Consider the following 18,243-nt stretch of genomic DNA (forward strand, 5'->3'; position numbering starts at 1 on the left):
GGTCATGAATTTCTCTATCATACGAAACAAGAATTTCGTTTCAATAATATTTTTTTATAATCTGTTTTTTTTAAACAGAACATTCTCCAAGATCAGTCAATCTTCTCGGAAGATTGAGAAACTCGAACAAGTATTTTATTTTTTTTACCGAAGGCAATCAACATAAGATTGCCATCAATTAAAGCTTTTGGCGTTAAAATATAATTTTCTTCTTCAATCCTAAGATTATTAAGATAAACGCCTCCATTTTTAATCAACTTTCTTAAATCGCCTTTGCTGCGTTCAGGAGTAATTTCGCTGACAACATCAACTAAACGACGATTCAGAATATTTTCCATAGAAACAGTATAATTTGGCATATCATCTGCTAAATTATTTAAGACTTCTGCATCTAAGGCGGTTGCTGCACCAGGTGCAGCTCCTTCTGTGACTTTGAGCGCAATGCGAAGCCCTTCTTCACCATGCACAATGCGTGTAACTTCTTCAGCAAGTTTACGCTGAGCGGTGTTGGCAACATAATCGCTTTGAGTCATCATCTTTTCATAGATTCGAATTTCGTCCATTTCCATAAAGGTCAGGATCTTCATTAACTTGATCACATCCGCATCTGCTACACGAAATAGATACTGGTAAAATTCGTACGGAGAAAGCATTTCAGAAGATAGCCAGATAGCTCCTTGTTCTGATTTTCCAAATTTTTTCCCATCACTACGTGTTAGAAGAGGAAAGGTCAATCCATGAACCGCTTTGCCTCTCACTTTACGTACAAGATCCGTTCCCGCTGTGATGTTTCCCCATTGGTCACTCCCACCCATTTCGAGTGTTACCCCGTGATGATCATAAAGATGCAAGAAATCGTACCCTTGTAATAGCTGATAGCTAAATTCGGTAAAACTGAGACCCTCTTCGGATTCCAAACGGATTTTAACACTATCTTTAGCAAGCATCGTTCCTACACGGAAGTACTTTCCAACATCGCGTAAAAAATCAACAAGCGAAAATCCCTTAAACCAATCATAATTATTAAGAATGATCAGTTCGACGTCTTTTGAGGAATGTTTCAAAACCGCTTCGATATTTTTTCTAATTCCATACAAATTTTTTTGAATGCTATCATCGTCTAGAATATTGCGTTCTTTGCTTCGGCCGGAAGGATCTCCAATCATGCCTGTAGCTCCCCCTACGATAGCAATAGGCGTATGTCCGCAGCGCTGAAACCATGCCAAGCCCATAATTGCAACCATATTGCCCAAATGCAAACTTTCCGCTGTAGGATCAAATCCACAATAGACCTTTAAAGGTGTTGAGGTAATTTCTTTAAGGTTGTTGCTTGTCATGGCTTCGATGAAGCCCCGCTCTTGAAGAATATCTATGACATTTTGCATGACAAATTCCTAATATGGATTTTAAAACGATGAACTGCTTTAGGTAGATCTGAATGGAGGTATTCTGTATTGTTAAGTGATTTTCTGTCAATAATCTACAGCTAATTTTTCCGTTTCCCTACATAAAATTTTAATTATTATCTATTAAAGACCATTTATAGGCCTTTTAGGTTGAACGGCGTAGTCTACATAAAAACATGCTCGACGAACTAGAGTATAAAATACTCCTTTATTTCAGAACAGAAAATCATTTCTTTAACCAACAGAAAAAATTGGGATCGAAAAAACCACTCACATATATGCTACGAAAGCTTTTTAAATCCTCAATCAGTGGCTCACTTTTTTTTTAGCAGACAAAGCATTTAGCCAATATTTTGATCAAATCTTTCATCTTATCAGCCTCTTGTGAGGTCTTTTCCCGTTTTTTGGAAATATCCTCAATGACCTGTGAGGATTCCTTTCATGGATTATTCCCCATAACAAGCAGGGGAATCACTTCATGCGATGTAAGCTCACCGAGAAAGAATAAGAATTTTTCCATTATGCCAGTTTTACAAACTGGATCATCTCACGTTTTTTAGACATTCAAGTCTGAACACGAGAAAATAGAGGCGTAAAAGAACGAAAGAGACACGCCCTTATAAAACCTGGATACCTTTTTGAAAAAATAGTGCGATCTATGGCGTTCGGCAATGTTTTTGCTTGAGAACTCAAATCTATTGCAAACAACCGTAAGAGAGCTCTTAAATTCGAGAAGAAATAAAAATAGTCATAAAATCATCCTTAAAAAGGATTTAAGACATCAATAAAGAGCGTATCTATTGAAAATTTTTGTTTTAAATGCACACCCAAGGCGCGCGGTCCAATTCTCTCTGTTGCAGAGTGTCCCAGACCAAAAAAATTAACCTTTTCTTCATAGGCTTGATGCCAGGTTGGTTCATCAAAGCTTCCCGTAATAAAGCAATCCAACTTTTCAGAAGCAGCGTCCACAATAGAGCGATATGCGCCTCCGGAAATCAATCCTACGGATTCTACAATCTCCTTTCCCCCAAGAGCAACATGGGCTGCATGCCCATAGTAGCGCTCTAATTTCTCTTGAAAAACACCTCTTTTCTGCGGAGCAATTTTCCCCTGCACGCCAATCGGAATTTTATTGAAAAAACCAAACGGTTTTAAATCCATCCACTCTAAATCTTGCGCCGCTTTCCAGTTATTTCCAAATTCCATATGGGCATCAAGAGGTAAATGATAAGCAAAAAGAGAAAGGCCATGTTTTAAAAGAAGGGCAATCTTTTTGTGTTTAGTCCCAACAATTGGAAATTCATCTCGATTCCAAAAGAGTCCATGGTGAACAATTAAGGCCTGACAACTTGCATCTATGGCTTGCTGTATCGTTTCTAAACTTGCAGAAACCGCTACACCAATGCGATTAATCTTTTCATCACCTTCTACCTGTAGTCCATTAGGGCAATTATCCATCAAACCAGGGATATGTAACAGAGTCTCTAGGTATTTAGATAATTCTTGTAATGTAATCATAATCATTCCAAAATCGGGTTATATCAGCCATTTAAAGTATTTTGATGATCTATTTAATAAGGGTTTCTCCAAAATGTCAAATGCTATTTCTCTCGCAAAAGAAGCGGCTGGTCGAACAGCTGCGCAGTTTATAGAATCAGGAATGTTAGTCGGATTAGGAACTGGCACGACCACTCATTGCTTTATTGAAGCCCTAGGAAAACGATGTCAAGAAGGACTACGAATTCAAGCGCTTGCTTCATCTGAACGCTCTGCGACTCTAGCACGAGAACAAAAAATTCCTCTACTTCAGACAGATCAGGTCACTTATTTAGATATAACTGTCGATGGTGCAGATCAAATCGACCCACAAAAAAGAATGATTAAAGGAGGAGGCGGGGCATTACTACGTGAAAAAATTTTGGCTTCCATCAGCAAAGAAATGGTTGTCATTGTTGACTCTTCTAAAGTCGTTGAGCAATTTGGTTCCTTTCCGCTTCCCGTAGAGATGGTAACATTTGCCTATCAAGCAACCATCAAAAAATTAAACGCACTTGGATATACAGGAAAGTTGCGCGAAAAAGGCGGGATCCCTTATGTCTCGGATAACGGGAATTACATTTTTGATATTTCACTGCCGAAGCCTTGCTTAACTCCAGAAAAAGAAAACCAACAAATTCGAGCCATTCCAGGAGTTGTTGAAACAGGTTTTTTCTTTGGATTAGCTGGCCGTGTTTTGATTGGATTTCCGGACGGACGTGTTGAAATTCGTTCGTGACAAAAAAAAGCCCCTGACTAAAATGCGAATTTAATCTGAGTAGCTGAAGGAAGCCCATGCATTCTGAACTTGTCCCTCTATCTTTTGATAAAATTATGCAAACTCGCTCGTATACGGTCGTGATTTTGGGAAGTGATCAGAAAAAATTTGCCATTTACACAGATCCAACCACCGGACGCAATTTACAGATGTATTTAACTGGATTGGAAAAGGCGCGTCCTCTTACCCATGATTTGATCGACTCCATTTTACAAGGACTGGACGTTAAAATTTTGCAGGTTGTCATCACGGATTTGCAGGATACAGTGTATTTTGCACGTTTATTCCTTGAGCAAACAATTGGAAACCTTCGCCATATTTTAGAGATCGACGCCCGCCCAAGTGATTGCATCACATTAGCTCTCATGAACAACGTTCCCGTCTATTGCACACGAGAAGTTCTGGAAAAAACAATTGCGATTGAAGAATAAAAAGAAGGGGTCATATCAATCATACTAAAATGATGACGAAGCCCCTAATTTATCTAATAATTGATATTAAATTTGTTACGTGCGAGATCTAAAAGTGTCTCAACAGCTTGCTGAGCATCATCGCCAGTCGCTGTAACGGAAATACGCGATCCACGCGTTGCAGCTAGCATCAAAATTCCTAGAAGAGACTTAGCGTTCACCTCCGTTTTTTGATAGGTTAGCCGAACATCGGATTTAAAGGCAGCAGCACACTTCACAATTTCAGTTGAAGGGCGTGTATGAAGCCCTCGTTCATTTCGAACGACAAAAATTCCTTTAGCCTTGCATCTTTCCATAGGGCTTTGTATCGACATTTTTCCTCCTAATGTTTTGCAGAACAGGAAAATTTCACTTGCGGTATATGGATAAATCGACACACTATTTACTTGCAAATGATTTTTTTTCAAAATTCAATATTCAAGCTTTTTGTAGTCAAAATTCCATTAAATTCAGTATAAAAGTCCTCTTAAGCTAACCTTTTGAAAAAGTTGTTACCTTCAAGTTTTTGAATCCATCTCTTTCATCCACCAACAAGTATAGCACATGGAGAATTATATTATGACTGTTAAACCAAGAAATTTAGTCGACCCTAAAGACTGTTGGAATGTGGAGGCTCTTTATCCATCCTTTCAAAGTTGGCAGAACATTTTTATCGAAACTATCGGTGAAAACCCCCGCCCATCATGGCCTGACATAGAAGCTTTTAAAGGGCGCTTAACAGAAAGTCCAGAAACATTAAAATCGGCCCTCGATATTCTTTTTGCGCATGATGAAAAGCTCTCTAAATTGTATACGTATGCGCATTTGAGAAATGATGAAGATATTACTAACGATCAACATAAGATTGGGTACACGAAAATCACAGGAATTTTACACGATTTTAATCAAGCCACTGCATGGATTGAGCCTGAGCTCCTATCCCAAAACATAGAAAAACTCGACATGTTTTTACATGCTCCCGCTTTGGCGCCCTACAAATTTTTTCTGGAGAAAATTTTAAGAAAAAAAGCACACACACTTTCATCAGAATCAGAAGCTCTATGCGCCATGGCCGGCAAAGCAATGGAAACACCTTATAAAGCTTTCAATGCTCTCAATGATGCAGATTTCGATTTTGGTCTCGTGACAGACAGCAAAGGCGAGCAAAGACCTTTAACGCATGGAACCTATGGCATTTATTTAAGGGAACACGATCAAGTTCTTCGAAAAAATGCGTTTAATCAATTGCACGGCAAATACCTCAAATATGAAAATTCTCTGACCGAGTTATTACAAGGGGCTGTGCAGAATCATTTATTTAATGCGCAGGCTCATCACTATCCGACTTGCTTAGATGCTGCTCTATTCCCCAAAAATATTGATACAAAAGTTTATACAGCTCTTATTCAAGCGGTGAATGAAGAGCTTCCCTCTCTTCATCGCTATATGCATTTACGGCGCCGTGTTTTAGGGCTCGACACTTTGCATTTATATGATATGTACGTTCCTCTCATTCAAGAAGTGGAAATGAAAATTCCTTATTCAGAAGCTGAAGAATTGATCATCGATTCTGTGGCTCCTCTTGGATCCGAATACCAAAACCTTCTACGCAAGGGGTTGAAGGAGGAGCGTTGGGTTGATCGCTATGAAAACAAAAACAAAAGATCGGGAGCCTATTCAAGTGGATGCTATGGCAGCATGCCCTACATTCTCATGAACTACAAAGACCTCTTGCGCGATGTCTTTACATTGGCACATGAGGCTGGCCATAGCATGCATAGTCTTCTTTCTCGTACCACACAGCCCTATCACTACAGCGATTATCCTATCTTCTTGGCAGAAGTTGCTTCAACATTTAATGAAGACCTTCTCATTCGGCTGCTTTTTGAGCGTGCTAAGACAAAAGAGGAAAAAATCTATTTAATCAATCAGAAAATCGAGGATATTCGCTCAACCTTATTCCGCCAAACCATGTTTGCCGAATTTGAGCTTTTGATTCATGAGATGGCAGAAAATAATACCCCCCTCACGCCCGCAACTTTGAAGCAAGAATATCGCAAATTAAATGAAAAATATTTTGGAAACGAAACAGCGATCCACACAGAAGCAGAAATTGAGTGGGCTCGCATCCCCCATTTCTACTACAATTTCTATGTTTTCCAGTATGCCACAGGAATTAGTGCAGCTCTAGCTTTGGCAGATAAAGTCGTCACAGAAGGAGAGCCTGCCCGCGAAGCCTATCTGCAATTCTTAAAAGGCGGGTCGAGTGGGTATCCAATTGAAATGTTACAAGCAGCCGGCGTCGATATGCAAACCCCTAAGCCTGTAAAATCTGCTATACATAAATTTGATGAATACGTGAAATTATTAGAGCAACTTTTGTTTTCTTAGCAGTCAAATTAAGAATCTGCTAAAAAGGCTTGCAAAAAAATTGGCAGAGCGATATATCTTTTGATTTCGATAAGCCTGCAGGCCTTGCTTGCGAGATGTAAACCTAAACTAAGGAGAAACCCTATGGCTCAAACAGAAGAATTGAAAGCGACTCAAGCTAAAAACACACTTAAGCCGCTTGGCGACCGTGTTTTAGTTCGTCGCCTAGAAGCAGAAGAAAAGCTCAAAGGTGGAATCATTCTTCCAGACACTGCAAAGAAAAAACAAGAACAAGCAGAAGTCGTCGCTATTGGCACAGGAAAAAAAGATAAAGACGGCAATCTGATTCCTCCTCCAGTAAAAATTGGAGATATTGTTCTAATGGAAAAATACTCAGGTCAAGAAGTGACTCTTGGCGATCAAGAATATGTTATCGTCCGTGGAGATGACTTGATTGCTATCATCCAAAATTAAGAGACAACTACTAAAAGATCTTTAAGGAGCATGATTATGGCTGCAAAGAACATCAAATTTAAAGAAGATGCGCGTCAAAATATTTTAAAAGGAGTCCGTACTTTAGCAAGTGCTGTTAAAGTCACTCTCGGACCCAAAGGACGCAATGTCATCATTGATAAAGCTTATGGCGCTCCTCACATCACAAAAGACGGTGTGACAGTTGCCAAAGAAATCGAATTAGAAGACAAGCACGAAAACATGGGCGCTCAAATGGTCAAAGAAGTCGCCAGCAAAACTGCAGATAAAGCTGGAGATGGAACAACGACAGCGACGGTCCTAGCAGAAGCAATCTTCAGTGAAGGCCTTCGCAATGTCGCAGCTGGAGCCAATCCCATGGATCTTAAGCGTGGAATGGAAAAAGCGGTTAAAACAATTGCTAAAGAATTAGAAGCGCTCAGCAAACCCATTAAAAACCAACATGAGATCGCTCAAGTCGCAACAATTTCCGCAAACAATGATGCAGAAATTGGACAAATCATTGCAGATGCGATGGAAAAAGTTGGAAAAGATGGTACGATCACAGTGGAAGAAGCCAAAGGCTTTGAAACAACATTGGATGTCGTAAAAGGAATGAACTTTGACCGTGGTTATTTGTCCGCTTATTTTATGACAAATCCAGAAACACAAGAGTGTATCCTTGAAAATCCGTACATCTTAATCTACGAGAAGAAAATTTCGGTTGTAAAAGAGTTAATTCCTCTCTTGCAAACAGTTGCAGAAAGTGGCAGACCGCTTTTGATTATCGCAGAAGATGTTGAAGGTGAAGCTTTAGCAACACTCGTTGTTAACCGCTTAAGAGCTGGTCTTAAAGTTTGTGCAGTTAAAGCTCCTGGATTCGGTGACAGACGCAAAGCTATTTTGGAAGATTTGGCTATTTTGACAGGTGCGCAAGTCATTAGCGAAGAACTTGGAATGAAGCTTGAACAAGCAACAATCGAAATGCTTGGAAAAGCGAAAAAAGTGATCGTTAAAAAAGATGACACAACATTAATCGAAGGACAAGGCGATAAAGAGCGTCTCCGCGATCGTGTTGCGCAAATTAAACGTCAAATCGAAGAAACAGAATCTGACTACGATCGTGAAAAATTACAAGAACGTCTTGCAAAACTTGCAGGCGGCGTTGGCGTGATTCGCGTTGGAGCAGCAACTGAAGTCGAAATGAAAGAGAAAAAAGACCGTGTAGACGATGCCCAACATGCAACAGCAGCAGCGATTGAAGAAGGGATTCTTCCTGGTGGTGGCGTCGCATTTATTCGTTGTATCCCAGCTCTTAACAGACTTGCGACAACACTTGAGGGCGATGAAAAAACAGGCGTTCTCATTATTGCACGTGCCCTTTCAGCCCCTCTTCGTCAAATTGCAGAAAATGCAGGACAAGAAGGCTCAATTATCTTGCAAGAAGTGGAAAGCCGTCCAGTCACAGAAGGCTACAATGCTTTGACAGGTGAATATGTTGACATGTTTGAATCTGGAATCTTAGATCCTAAGAAAGTCGCGCGTTGTGCATTGGAAAATGCCGTTTCGATCGCCGCTCTCTTGCTGACAACAGAAGCAACTGTTGTTGAGATTCCTGAGGAAAAAGCAGCGCCAGCAATGCCAGCAGGAATGGATTATTAATCCAAATCCTTAAAGCCTAAAAAATCAAGAGCCCGTTTTTACGGGCTCTTTTCATTTGCTTCAATCTCAATTTGGAAGTAAGGATTTTGATCGACTTGGATCTTAAGAATCGCTTGCTCAATGATAGATTCCCAACAAGCTTCAGGGCCTTTTTTAGCCTCGTCCTCAATGCTTTGAATCCAGGCATCCGTAAAAAGCGCTCCATCCAATGTACACCATGCAAATTCCCCCGTCTTGGCTCCAGCTAATAGGATTTTTCCTCGGCACTCGCGAAACAAGGCTAAATAAGCATCAGCCGTAATTGCTCGCTGTCCCATCATGGCCATACTTCTTGCTGCTAAAGGTGGAGCAAACATATCAGGAACAATGTTATTACAAACATCTGCGAAAACAATCATTAACCGTGGGCATTTATTTTCGAGCTCACTGACAATCAAATCAAAATCGATCCCTTTATTCTCATGGGTGATATAAAGATTTGGCCAAGGACTTTCTTTCTTTTTTGTGCGATAACCATGTCCTGAAAAGTAGAATAAGATAACATCATCATCGCTAACAGATAAGTTTTGGATTGTCGTTAAAATCTCTGCTGAGGTGATTTCTTTTCCAGCAATAAAGTGCTTTTGAATAGGGAGATTCGCATGTCGGGAAATTTTATAAATCTCCGCTTCCATTTTTTTTAAATCCATTTCCACAGATTTGCTAATATTTGAAGCAATCGTGTCAGCAACTACAATTGCATGTAAATCCGCTGCCTCTGATTGGACACTAAAAATCAGAGCTAAGGCAATGAGAATGTTAGGTATACGCATAAAATCTTCTTTTATTACAATGATTTAAAATAATCGAGGCAGGCTTTCATCTCATCTTGCATAGGATCAAAATCCAATACAACGCTGGACTGAACACCCTCAATTCGGATTTGATTGATAAAGGAACTCACTAATACTGTTAAGGTTTTCTCTTCTTTTTTAAAATAAAGGACGTATTCAGGTAAGAATAATCCCGATTTTGTTTTCTCCACGATAAAATTCTTCGGAGAAAGCAAAAGATTTTGAATCTGTGCTATTTGTGAAGAAGAAAGTGATATTAAAGGTTCTTCTGACAAATATTCTTGACCACTTCCCCCCATAGCAAATCCAGTGGGAAGCACCTTGCCAAATTTGATGGAATCTGGATTAGCTAGGATCTCTAAAAATTCTTCCCCTACCTTGATTTCGAATGTGCTCCTTGGATTTTCCCCCTCAGTCTCTCCGTCTCTGCCATGTAAAAAGATGCCAAGAGCAAGACTTATAACAAATAAATACAAATATTTCATAAACTTTTTCTCCATTAGTTTGCCTATTTTATAAAAAATAAAACTTTAGTTCAATTTTTATTAAAACAAAATAAATGATATAATAAAAAATGGATAATAAAAAAAGAGGAGAGCAGTTATGGAGGTGAATCAAGGAAATTGGCAATCAAATCGTATTTATCAGGGCCCAAAGCAAGAACAAGTCGAAAAATCAGATGTTAAGATAGGATCTCATCAGGGAGAAGCTCCTAAAGCAAAAGAACGCGTCAGCGCTACAGGAGAAGAAGCACTTTCTCAAATATCGAAAGCGACTGTAGATCCCTCTAGATGGACAAAAATTAAAGCCAATATTAAGAAATTCTTTAAGGGCGATTTTCATGTAACAAAAAAAATCGTTAATTTTTTAACAAAGAATAAAATTTTTGGACATAAGCCCGCCGCAGATTCAAAAGACCTTCAAAATAAAAAAGTTTCATCTGAAAAAAAAGCGGAAGTAGACGCTTCAAAACATACAGAACCCGTAGCTAAAACACAATCCATACGACCCTTTAAGCCCACACCTTCTCAGGAAGGTTTAAAGGCCGCAGCCGAAAATTTGCAAGGGGTTGATCACAGTAATGACCTGACAGAGTTTTCATACGGAACATTCCAACAACAATTTGGAAAAGATATTGCTCGGATGAACTCTCTTAAAGTAGGTTCAGAGCGTTTCGAAATTAGTGGAACAAAAACGGATCTTAAAGCACTTATATCCAATGTCATGCAAAGCCTGTCAAAATATCTAGGAAGCGATCCTGAAGTAGTAAAAAATACTCAGAACCTAATGACACAGGCCATGCTAAAAGATATACTTGAAACAGTAATGAAAAATGATAATTGCTTGGTTTCAGGATTAGAAAAGCACTATTCCATAACGGAAAAAAACAATCAAATCCACATTACATTTATAACAGCCTTTGAACTAAGAAATCCTGAAAAATTAGGAGATGATGACCTTCCGGAGCTTATGGGTTACAGAGGTGTTAAGCGAGAAATTATTGTCTCAAAAGACGCATTAAGTAAACCTATTGCGCAAATTGAATCTGGAAAAGAAAAAGAAGCTGTAGATGCTAAAGATTTACTCCCAGGAGCTAAAGTCCTCGATACATACACAAAATTAGCACCGCCTTCCAAAAAAACGAAAGAAGACATAATCAAGAGCCTCCACAAGCAACTAGAAAAGGCAAAATAAGAAAAAAAAGAAAAAAAACACAAAAGCATTTGCAATAAAATAGCCAATTTCATAAGATTATGACTTCTTAAATGTTCCGGATTAGCTCAGCGGTAGAGCAGTGGACTGTTAATCCATTGGTCGCTAGTTCGAATCTAGCATCCGGAGTCTTGAGATACAGGCACTTAGAGAGAAATCTCTAAGTGCTTTTTTGTTTTTATGGGGTTTTACCCCATTTCTCCCCCATATCCCCACAACACAAAACAATAAATCACAAAATCATTAAGCGTTATCGTTTATTGGTAAGTTTCTATTTTAGTGGGGAAAAATTGGGGAAACCTTCAATCTGTTCCACATTTATGCTTAACACGTACGAGACAACTAATGATTAACACCCAAGAGAATGTAAATCACCTAGGTTGTTTTTTTGAACAACTTAGCTAACTGAAAAGGACACAAACATGGCGTCAATCAAGGAAAGAAAAGATAAAGATGGAAAAACACATTTCCATGTTCAAGGACTGCCCCCTCAGCATGCATCCTTTAAACGAAAAACGGATACCGAATGAAGGATACAACAAACGGAAGCTGCAATTCGTGAAGGACGACATTTTAAGACAACTGAAGCAAAGAAACACACATTAGCGAAATTAATAGACCGTTACATGAGCGATGTACTATCTATAAAAAAGAAACCTGTTCGATAGGGACTAAACCTTGCTACGGTTTCTTTATTTAGCATAGTTCCTATTTAGGGTACTCTTTGGGTAACATACACTACTACAACTACTTTTCAAAATATATAAAATTCCACAAAAGACATCATAAAGATCTATGCTTCTGGGATGAGTTTTCTTTCGGATAGGCTCTAGCATTGGCTTGATTTTATCAAATTGTTCTCTAGAAATATCACTTGGATAAGAGTGGTCATTGTTGCCTCCAAAAAGTTTTGAAAGCAATTCTTATCCACAATCAAAAAGATTTTAAACAGGTTCTTAGTGTGTTTTTTATGACTCTCGCCCTGCTGCGGCATCTGCTAGGAAGTATCTATCACAGCATGATCGAAAAATTCTCGCTCAAAATTGTACAAAGTCGAGTTTTTTTAACAATTTTATTGATAAATGATGTATAACTTATACAAAGTACATTGTTTTATAAAAACCATAGGAGATTATTATGTTTACACCTTCTGTTCAATTTCAACAATCGATTCAAAATATTCAATCTAAAGTCCATGAAGATATAACGGAAGTGAAAAGTAAAATTGCCAATTCTGGTGCTATACGGCCAAAATACTTAGAAAAGTTGAATGAAACAGTGGAAAAAATACACTCAGGATGCAAACAAATCCTATTACTTTTATCCTCTCATGATGCTAGCCAACCCGACAGCTTTTCTCCTGTAGAGAAATTGAGATTACAATTATTAAATAATAAAGTAATGCAAGATAAAGAATTTCTTGAAAGCATGCTTTCAAAAATATCTTGAATAATGCATTATTCGAATCAGGATAAAAAGAAGTTATACTCTACAAGTAAAATCCGACTTAGTCAGCTTTCGCAATAATTAAATATTTTATTAATATGCGTATAATGCGATCTCTTCACTTTTTCGTTTCTATGCGAGTATTAACACGAATCCTTACCGCCTACCATATTCTTTTATTTCCTTATAATAAACATTGCAAAAGGATCCTTTTCCGAGGTTGCTATCCTTTGAATTCGACCTGATTCAATCATAACTTTTAATCTAGTTCTTGCTGTCCTATCAGATACATTCCAAATCCTCGCAGCCTCTTTCGTTGTTATTGACTGCTTTTCTTTCAAATGATCAATAAGGACTTCTTCCCATGTTAATAGCTGACGTTGCTGAGTACGTTTTCCATATAGAGTCAGTCGAAATTGATTGTTATGTTCTTCAATTAAAGGGATGTTTAGCCCCTCCTTTTCACAAACTGCAATTATTCTTTGTAATCCAGATCCCCATTGCTCGATTAGCTTTAATTCTTTAAATACTCGACCTATTACACGATTACGTAGTTTTGAAAAACCCATTAGCGCTTTTTGAATAGTTTGCCCAAAAGGCAGTCCTCCAGGATTTGTAAATTCAATTCGATCATCAAAAATTGCAATTTGTATATAACACCCTTTTATAGAATAGTCAGAATGAAGAACTGCATTTATTACAGCTTCACGTAATGCTAAAGGAGGATATTCTGGAATATCTTGACGATGGATTTTACCAATAACGCTTTCAATTGATGTATTTTTTTCAATAAATGCTAAGACCTCTCCTATTGCAAAAGGTAAGCTAGATGTGATTTCCTGGCTGTCTATAATTTTTTCTTTTGTAATTCCTTTAAATCTCGCACATCGAATAAGAGCATCAGGAAAAAGAGTCAGGCGGTTGAGGCCAAATAATAACGTTCCCCCATTCGTATTAATAGATTTTCCTAAATGTTCAGTTAATATATTCAGAGCTTCCAACTGTTTCTTAGTCGGATATTTTTTAACAATTGCAAAAGCTTTTTCAATAGCCTCTTTATCCAGCACTCCTTTTGGAGAAGGCAATTCATCGTAAGCGCGATTTTCTGAGAAAAGCTTTAGAGAATTTAACATTTCATCATCGGCAATGCGATTTGTAGAGCCAAACCGAATGTAAACCCCATTTTTTGATCCTTCTGATTTCAAATAAAAGGGTCCAGCAGCATGAGGAACGCGTATGATGATTAACTCTCGATCTCGATAAGCATGAATCTCTATATCTGGAATGATTAAAGGGGCAACGCTATCGCTTACTGCATTAGCAATTCTCTCTTCTTCATGAAGCGAATTAGGAACTCCAACAATTTCTTTTGTTTTATCTTTTACTCCTATGAGCAATACCCCACCCGAAGTGTTAGCAAAAGCCACAACTGTTTTGACTATTCCAGAAAGAGATCTTGTGTTTTCTTTGAATTCCACCGTCTTGGATTCATTTTGTGATAGGTATTCTTCAATCATTTAGGCTGTCCTTTTAATCTTCTAACTAGGAAATTAACACGGAATAAGACGGAAGTCAAGCACTTCCGTTTTGATCACCGCTTTGGGCTTCTGCTGCTGGATACAATTTTCCAGTGAATTTTTAAGTCTTTAATAATGATAGAGTTGAAAATTTTTGAGAGAGGCTGAGCCAGTCAAAAGTTCGAAGTGTGCCCAGTAACTGGAAATTTGAGACTCAGGCAGTTACTGCTTTCGCTGTAACTGCCTTTTTGTTTTATGGCGCACTAATGGTGCATCCCCCATAAATAATAACACTATCTCTCTCTTCAAAAAAAACAGCCTATGGTTAAAAAGTCTTTAGGCGAAGCTCAGGCTAGTCGACATAACCCTAATCAACATACTTGATAGTATAAGCCTTAGTAGTTTGCGAAAGAGGAGTATTTAAACTCTTAAGGATGTGATAGCTGCTGATATTGCCGAATTGCCAAAAGTGTCTTATGCATCCCTTGAAACACTCCAAAAAGCACAATTGCAAGCTCAATCTTTAATCGATAATAAAGTTCTTCTTATTGGCGATCTCGGTCATCTCGCCGATACCCCCTTAAAGCTCTTCGGTGGATTTAATTTTATTTAAAAAATCATAAAAAGGAAAAGATAGGGCGTATGAGAATACAATCGACTTAGCAGTAATGCCGGCTAGTTTCATTGCATATATAAGAAAAAATTCATTTGTATCTTTGAGTTTTTTAAAAAATTTTAACGATATATCAGTCTGAAAAAAAGAAACAAGGGGGATTTTTCATTTAAATAAGACATCCTAACGGTTGAAAGAACGTCCTTTTTCCATATGCCCGATTCTAATTGCCACTTTCTTACACATTTTCTAAATTGGCTCAAAGGAGAAGGTCATATCTTTTGAGATACCTTTTTTAAAGAAAAATATAGGCTATTAATTTGAGAAAGTTGAAAACTCTTGAGAGAAGACAAGCCCAGTTAAAAGTTTGAAGTGTACCCAGTAACTGGAATCTTGAGAGACGAGCAGTTATAGGGAAAGTTATAACTGCCTTTTTTCATGACACATACTCATGCACAAAAATTCATCAGCAATGCAATTCATTTTTTTTTCTTTGCAGTCTAGAGAATTTAGATAAATGTCCAAGCAACGATTCGGCTTTTCTTTTGCCCTTGACCCATATTTATCGTTCTAACTTCGAGAGGCTTCACCTTTTCTAATGCTTGATAAATGTTTGAAAGACTGCTAGCTTTTGAAACAAGAGTTGTAAACCACTTGCATTTAACGTGAATACTTTCTTCAATCATACGTTTTATAAATGCGACTTCTCCGCCAGGACACCACAACTCATTGCTTTGTCCCCCGAAATTCAATGCATCTGTTTTTATCCTTAAATTTTTCCACTTCCGTTTAGTTCCAGCTCTTGCTTCAGAAGGTGTGGCATGAAAAGGAGGATTACACATTGAAACATCGAATGCTGAGTTATCACTCAAAATCCCTTTAAAAATATTTGAGGAGGATTTTTGCAAGCGAATTTCGATGGCTTCTGTGAGGTTGTTTTGCTTAATTATTCCATTCGCAATCGAAATCGCTCGTGGATCGATATCTGTCCCAACAAAATTCCATCCATATTCTCTATATCCGATAAGTGGGTAGATACAGTTTGCTCCTACACCGATATCTAAGATGGAGATTTTTTTACCTTGAGGTATGATTCCTCTATTAGAAACACCAAGCAAATCTGCAATATAATGAACATAATCTGCACGACCGGGAATGGGAGGACACAAAAAATGTTCTGGTATGTCCCATGTGATGTTATAAAAGACTCTTAGAATGGCTTTATTGAGGATTTTAACAGCAATCGGATTGGTAAAATCAATCGATTCATTTCCATAGCTATTTGTCGCTACAAATTTAGCTAAATCAGAACAATTTTTTATGAGCAGCTTAAAATCATAGGGCTCTCTATGACGATTTCTAAGATGTAGTTCTGTTTTTAGCTCTGCCATTTTCTACTTAAAATTTAGCTTGTTTGTAGTGATTAAGCAATCTGTTGTACTTCAGCTTCACGCTATCTCTTTTGCAGCTTAGGCTTTTTTTACAGATTCTCGAATTTCATCAGCGATTTTTTGCATTTCGAGTACTATTTCATTTGTTGGAGTTAATCGTTTACATAATTTACGTAATCGAACACTCATTCTATTCAAGCTTTGCTTAGCTGAAGAGTATTCTTGCTGGCTCACCATTAATTCAGCATTCACCTTTGTGAGAGCTTCAATTTTTTGCTGCAATTCAGTAATTTCTATATCCATCTTTATCCTTAGTAAAACTTATTAAGTTTACATATTTAAAATGAAAAAGTCACGAGGATCTGCAATTTATTATTTAAAACATTTTACTTTGGAGAAAATGTCACATTTTATATTAAAAAAATGGTTCGCTATAGAAATCAAAATACTCTGCCCAATAGTTCCTCTTCCCTCGATCAGCAAAACCTGGAAATCTTTCTTAAGCAATGGACTCTGGAACAGTCATAAAAAAAACACTAATATCATCACTGTCGCTTGAATCTTCTCTCTTCAATGATTTTGAGCCTTTAGAATTCCCCTGAAGTAGTCGATTGAATAATTTTGTACCTAAATTCTCAGGTGTCGTCCCTTTTTCTAATAGGATGGATCTCAAGATATCTTTACTCATAAAATCGGTGATTCCATCCGTAACACCTATGATTTTGTCTCCTGGATGAACTTCAGTCAATCCCCTATGCATTTGACGAACATCACCAGCTAGCTCCGTATTCCGGGAAGGATCATCTTTATTCATGGATGTAATTTGCTCCAACCGACCATTTTTACGTAGGCAATATAAATCAGAATCTCCGACGGCAACATGAGCTAAGTATTTTTTCCCATCTGCTCCCGCAATTAATTGTGTGACAATCAAAGTGGAGGCATAGCCCTTCTCTTCAAATTTCTTACTTTGATCGCTAAGCAAAGATTCTAATTGTTTTTGACAAGCAACGGGACTTTCCGGATGAGAAAGCTCGCCAATCCTTTCATCAAACTCTTTCCAGAGATCTGCATATGCTTCTTGCTTAACAGCTGAAACAGCATGACCTGATCCATCAGCAATATAAGCTAATCCTTTTATTGGAAAGACTTTGGTAAAATCAATAATGCCACCCCTATCTTCTTTTGTCGGTACATGCGTAGTTCCTACATAACAAGAATAAGTACTCTTTTCTAAATGTAATACCCACGAATTCAGCAAGGGAATTTTTTGTATGCGGCTGCTTTGATTTCTTAGAGAGATTTTCGAATCTATTATTTTTATAGCGCTTATATTTTCTGCAGAGATTTCAGTCTTATGTTCATCTAGATAGTTTCTTACATTTTTAAGACTGGCATTTCCACGTCCAAAAAAAGCCAATAACCTGTCATACCAAGACACCTGTCTTCTATCTACTATTAGATTAAGTTCTTTTACTCCATTTTTACACTGAAGAATTAGAATAGGATGATTAATTTTTGGCTGATTCGTCCTATCCTGAGCTGCTATATAATAAGATTTCAAAACATTATTTAAATTCACCGTCATATTAACCTCTTTTAGCTAAAGCTTAATGTAACATATAGCTATTTTTTTTCCTTTAATTATTGTTGGTTTAAGCTTCTTGACAAATTTATAAAAAATTTGATTAAAAAAAATAAAAACCAATGAGGTTTCAAATGATTCGCAAATTAAAATCTGGCAAATATCGGATCTATTCTTTGTCTGTAAACCCCAAAACAGGAAAGAGAAGAAATTTAGGGACTTTCGAAACGCGTGAGGAAGCAGTCAAACACGAAAGAGAAATTCAATACTTTAAAAAGCATAAAAATTAACGATGGAATACTCTCGGAAAAATGATGAAAACTAAATATTTAATCATCAATCACTTGGGCTAATATAGCATGTTTTTTTAAAAAAAATATGTCAAAATAATAAAAAATCAACTATCTTAAAAGGATAGGCAAGATTCCAATTCCAACATGCTAATATGATTAGCTTTTAAAGATAATTATATT

Annotated in this window: 18 protein-coding genes, 1 tRNA gene and 1 pseudogene; 10 read left to right on the forward strand and 10 right to left on the reverse strand. The window is 37.5% G+C overall.

Features of this window, described 5'->3' with window-relative positions; translation table 11 throughout:
• Positions 1-92: 92 nt before the first annotated feature.
• Positions 93-1,385, reverse strand: a complete 1,293-nt coding sequence (gene tyrS, locus AOM43_RS02865; RefSeq protein ID WP_006340872.1) for a tyrosine--tRNA ligase — start codon at positions 1,383-1,385, stop codon at positions 93-95.
• A 783-nt stretch (positions 1,386-2,168) separates the two neighbouring features.
• Complete coding sequence (locus tag AOM43_RS02870; RefSeq protein WP_059359067.1) at positions 2,169-2,921, reverse strand: Nif3-like dinuclear metal center hexameric protein; 753 nt, start codon at positions 2,919-2,921, stop codon at positions 2,169-2,171.
• 76 nt (positions 2,922-2,997) lie between these two features.
• Here AOM43_RS02870 and rpiA point away from each other — a divergent pair, with 76 nt between their 5' ends.
• Entirely contained in the window at positions 2,998-3,681 is a 684-nt protein-coding gene (gene rpiA, locus AOM43_RS02875; RefSeq protein ID WP_006340875.1) for a ribose-5-phosphate isomerase RpiA, read from the forward strand.
• A gap of 56 nt (positions 3,682-3,737) precedes the next feature.
• Positions 3,738-4,151 carry a bifunctional nuclease family protein gene (locus AOM43_RS02880; protein WP_006340876.1) on the forward strand — a complete coding sequence of 138 codons (414 nt, stop codon included), beginning with the start codon at positions 3,738-3,740 and terminating at the stop codon, positions 4,149-4,151.
• A gap of 53 nt (positions 4,152-4,204) precedes the next feature.
• Here the strand turns inward: AOM43_RS02880 and AOM43_RS02885 are convergent, their stop codons facing one another.
• The gene (locus AOM43_RS02885) at positions 4,205-4,504 is read right to left on the reverse strand and encodes an HPr family phosphocarrier protein (RefSeq protein ID WP_013924882.1); all 300 of its coding nucleotides are present in this window, start codon (positions 4,502-4,504) and stop codon (positions 4,205-4,207) included.
• A 244-nt stretch (positions 4,505-4,748) separates the two neighbouring features.
• Here AOM43_RS02885 and pepF point away from each other — a divergent pair, with 244 nt between their 5' ends.
• The 3 genes from pepF to groL all read left to right on the forward strand — a co-directional run bounded on the left by pepF (position 4,749) and on the right by groL (position 8,672).
• Positions 4,749-6,560, forward strand: a complete 1,812-nt coding sequence (gene pepF / locus AOM43_RS02890; RefSeq protein WP_013924881.1) for an oligoendopeptidase F — start codon at positions 4,749-4,751, stop codon at positions 6,558-6,560.
• A gap of 123 nt (positions 6,561-6,683) precedes the next feature.
• The gene (locus AOM43_RS02895; RefSeq protein WP_006340881.1) at positions 6,684-7,013 is read left to right on the forward strand and encodes a co-chaperone GroES; all 330 of its coding nucleotides are present in this window, start codon (positions 6,684-6,686) and stop codon (positions 7,011-7,013) included.
• A gap of 36 nt (positions 7,014-7,049) precedes the next feature.
• Complete coding sequence (groL, locus tag AOM43_RS02900; protein WP_013924880.1) at positions 7,050-8,672, forward strand: chaperonin GroEL; 1,623 nt, start codon at positions 7,050-7,052, stop codon at positions 8,670-8,672.
• A 38-nt stretch (positions 8,673-8,710) separates the two neighbouring features.
• On the opposite strand, the gene AOM43_RS02905 is transcribed toward groL, so the two are convergent.
• Entirely contained in the window at positions 8,711-9,484 is a 774-nt protein-coding gene (locus tag AOM43_RS02905) for a caspase family protein (protein WP_006340883.1), read from the reverse strand.
• Between the two features lie 14 nt (positions 9,485-9,498).
• A complete protein-coding gene (locus tag AOM43_RS02910; protein ID WP_100067497.1) occupies positions 9,499-9,990 on the reverse strand; it encodes a hypothetical protein in 492 nt (163 codons plus the stop codon).
• A 118-nt stretch (positions 9,991-10,108) separates the two neighbouring features.
• On the opposite strand from AOM43_RS02910, the gene AOM43_RS02915 reads away from it, so the two are divergent.
• On the forward strand, positions 10,109-11,200 hold the full coding sequence (locus tag AOM43_RS02915; RefSeq protein WP_006340885.1) for a hypothetical protein: 1,092 nt from the start codon (positions 10,109-10,111) through the stop codon (positions 11,198-11,200).
• 75 nt (positions 11,201-11,275) lie between these two features.
• Positions 11,276-11,347 (forward strand) — tRNA-Asn (locus AOM43_RS02920).
• A 582-nt stretch (positions 11,348-11,929) separates the two neighbouring features.
• On the opposite strand, the pseudogene AOM43_RS14060 reads toward AOM43_RS02920, so the two are convergent.
• Positions 11,930-12,054 (reverse strand): annotated as a pseudogene (locus AOM43_RS14060) (IS5/IS1182 family transposase); the annotation flags it as partial.
• Positions 12,055-12,355: 301 nt separating this feature from the next.
• Here AOM43_RS14060 and AOM43_RS02925 point away from each other — a divergent pair.
• A complete protein-coding gene (locus tag AOM43_RS02925) occupies positions 12,356-12,667 on the forward strand; it encodes a hypothetical protein (protein ID WP_006340888.1) in 312 nt (103 codons plus the stop codon).
• 173 nt (positions 12,668-12,840) lie between these two features.
• Here the strand turns inward: AOM43_RS02925 and AOM43_RS02930 are convergent, their stop codons facing one another.
• A complete protein-coding gene (locus AOM43_RS02930) occupies positions 12,841-14,181 on the reverse strand; it encodes an ATP-binding protein (RefSeq protein ID WP_013924877.1) in 1,341 nt (446 codons plus the stop codon).
• Between the two features lie 436 nt (positions 14,182-14,617).
• Here AOM43_RS02930 and AOM43_RS13495 point away from each other — a divergent pair, with 436 nt between their 5' ends.
• A complete protein-coding gene (locus tag AOM43_RS13495) occupies positions 14,618-14,794 on the forward strand; it encodes a hypothetical protein (RefSeq protein ID WP_006340890.1) in 177 nt (58 codons plus the stop codon).
• A gap of 509 nt (positions 14,795-15,303) precedes the next feature.
• On the opposite strand, the gene rlmF is transcribed toward AOM43_RS13495, so the two are convergent.
• The 3 genes from rlmF to AOM43_RS02945 all read right to left on the reverse strand — a co-directional run bounded on the left by rlmF (position 15,304) and on the right by AOM43_RS02945 (position 17,773).
• Entirely contained in the window at positions 15,304-16,185 is an 882-nt protein-coding gene (rlmF, locus tag AOM43_RS02935; RefSeq protein ID WP_059358953.1) for a 23S rRNA (adenine(1618)-N(6))-methyltransferase RlmF, read from the reverse strand.
• A gap of 78 nt (positions 16,186-16,263) precedes the next feature.
• Entirely contained in the window at positions 16,264-16,488 is a 225-nt protein-coding gene (locus AOM43_RS02940; RefSeq protein WP_006340893.1) for a hypothetical protein, read from the reverse strand.
• A gap of 196 nt (positions 16,489-16,684) precedes the next feature.
• Positions 16,685-17,773, reverse strand: a complete 1,089-nt coding sequence (locus AOM43_RS02945; RefSeq protein WP_059358955.1) for a PP2C family serine/threonine-protein phosphatase — start codon at positions 17,771-17,773, stop codon at positions 16,685-16,687.
• Between the two features lie 131 nt (positions 17,774-17,904).
• On the opposite strand from AOM43_RS02945, the gene AOM43_RS14210 reads away from it, so the two are divergent.
• Positions 17,905-18,060 carry an AP2/ERF family transcription factor gene (locus tag AOM43_RS14210; protein WP_006340895.1) on the forward strand — a complete coding sequence of 52 codons (156 nt, stop codon included), beginning with the start codon at positions 17,905-17,907 and terminating at the stop codon, positions 18,058-18,060.
• Positions 18,061-18,243: the final 183 nt, after the last annotated feature.

The sequence above is a fragment of the Parachlamydia acanthamoebae genome (assembly GCF_000875975.1).
In the GTDB taxonomy this organism is placed as follows: domain Bacteria; phylum Chlamydiota; class Chlamydiia; order Chlamydiales; family Parachlamydiaceae; genus Parachlamydia; species Parachlamydia acanthamoebae.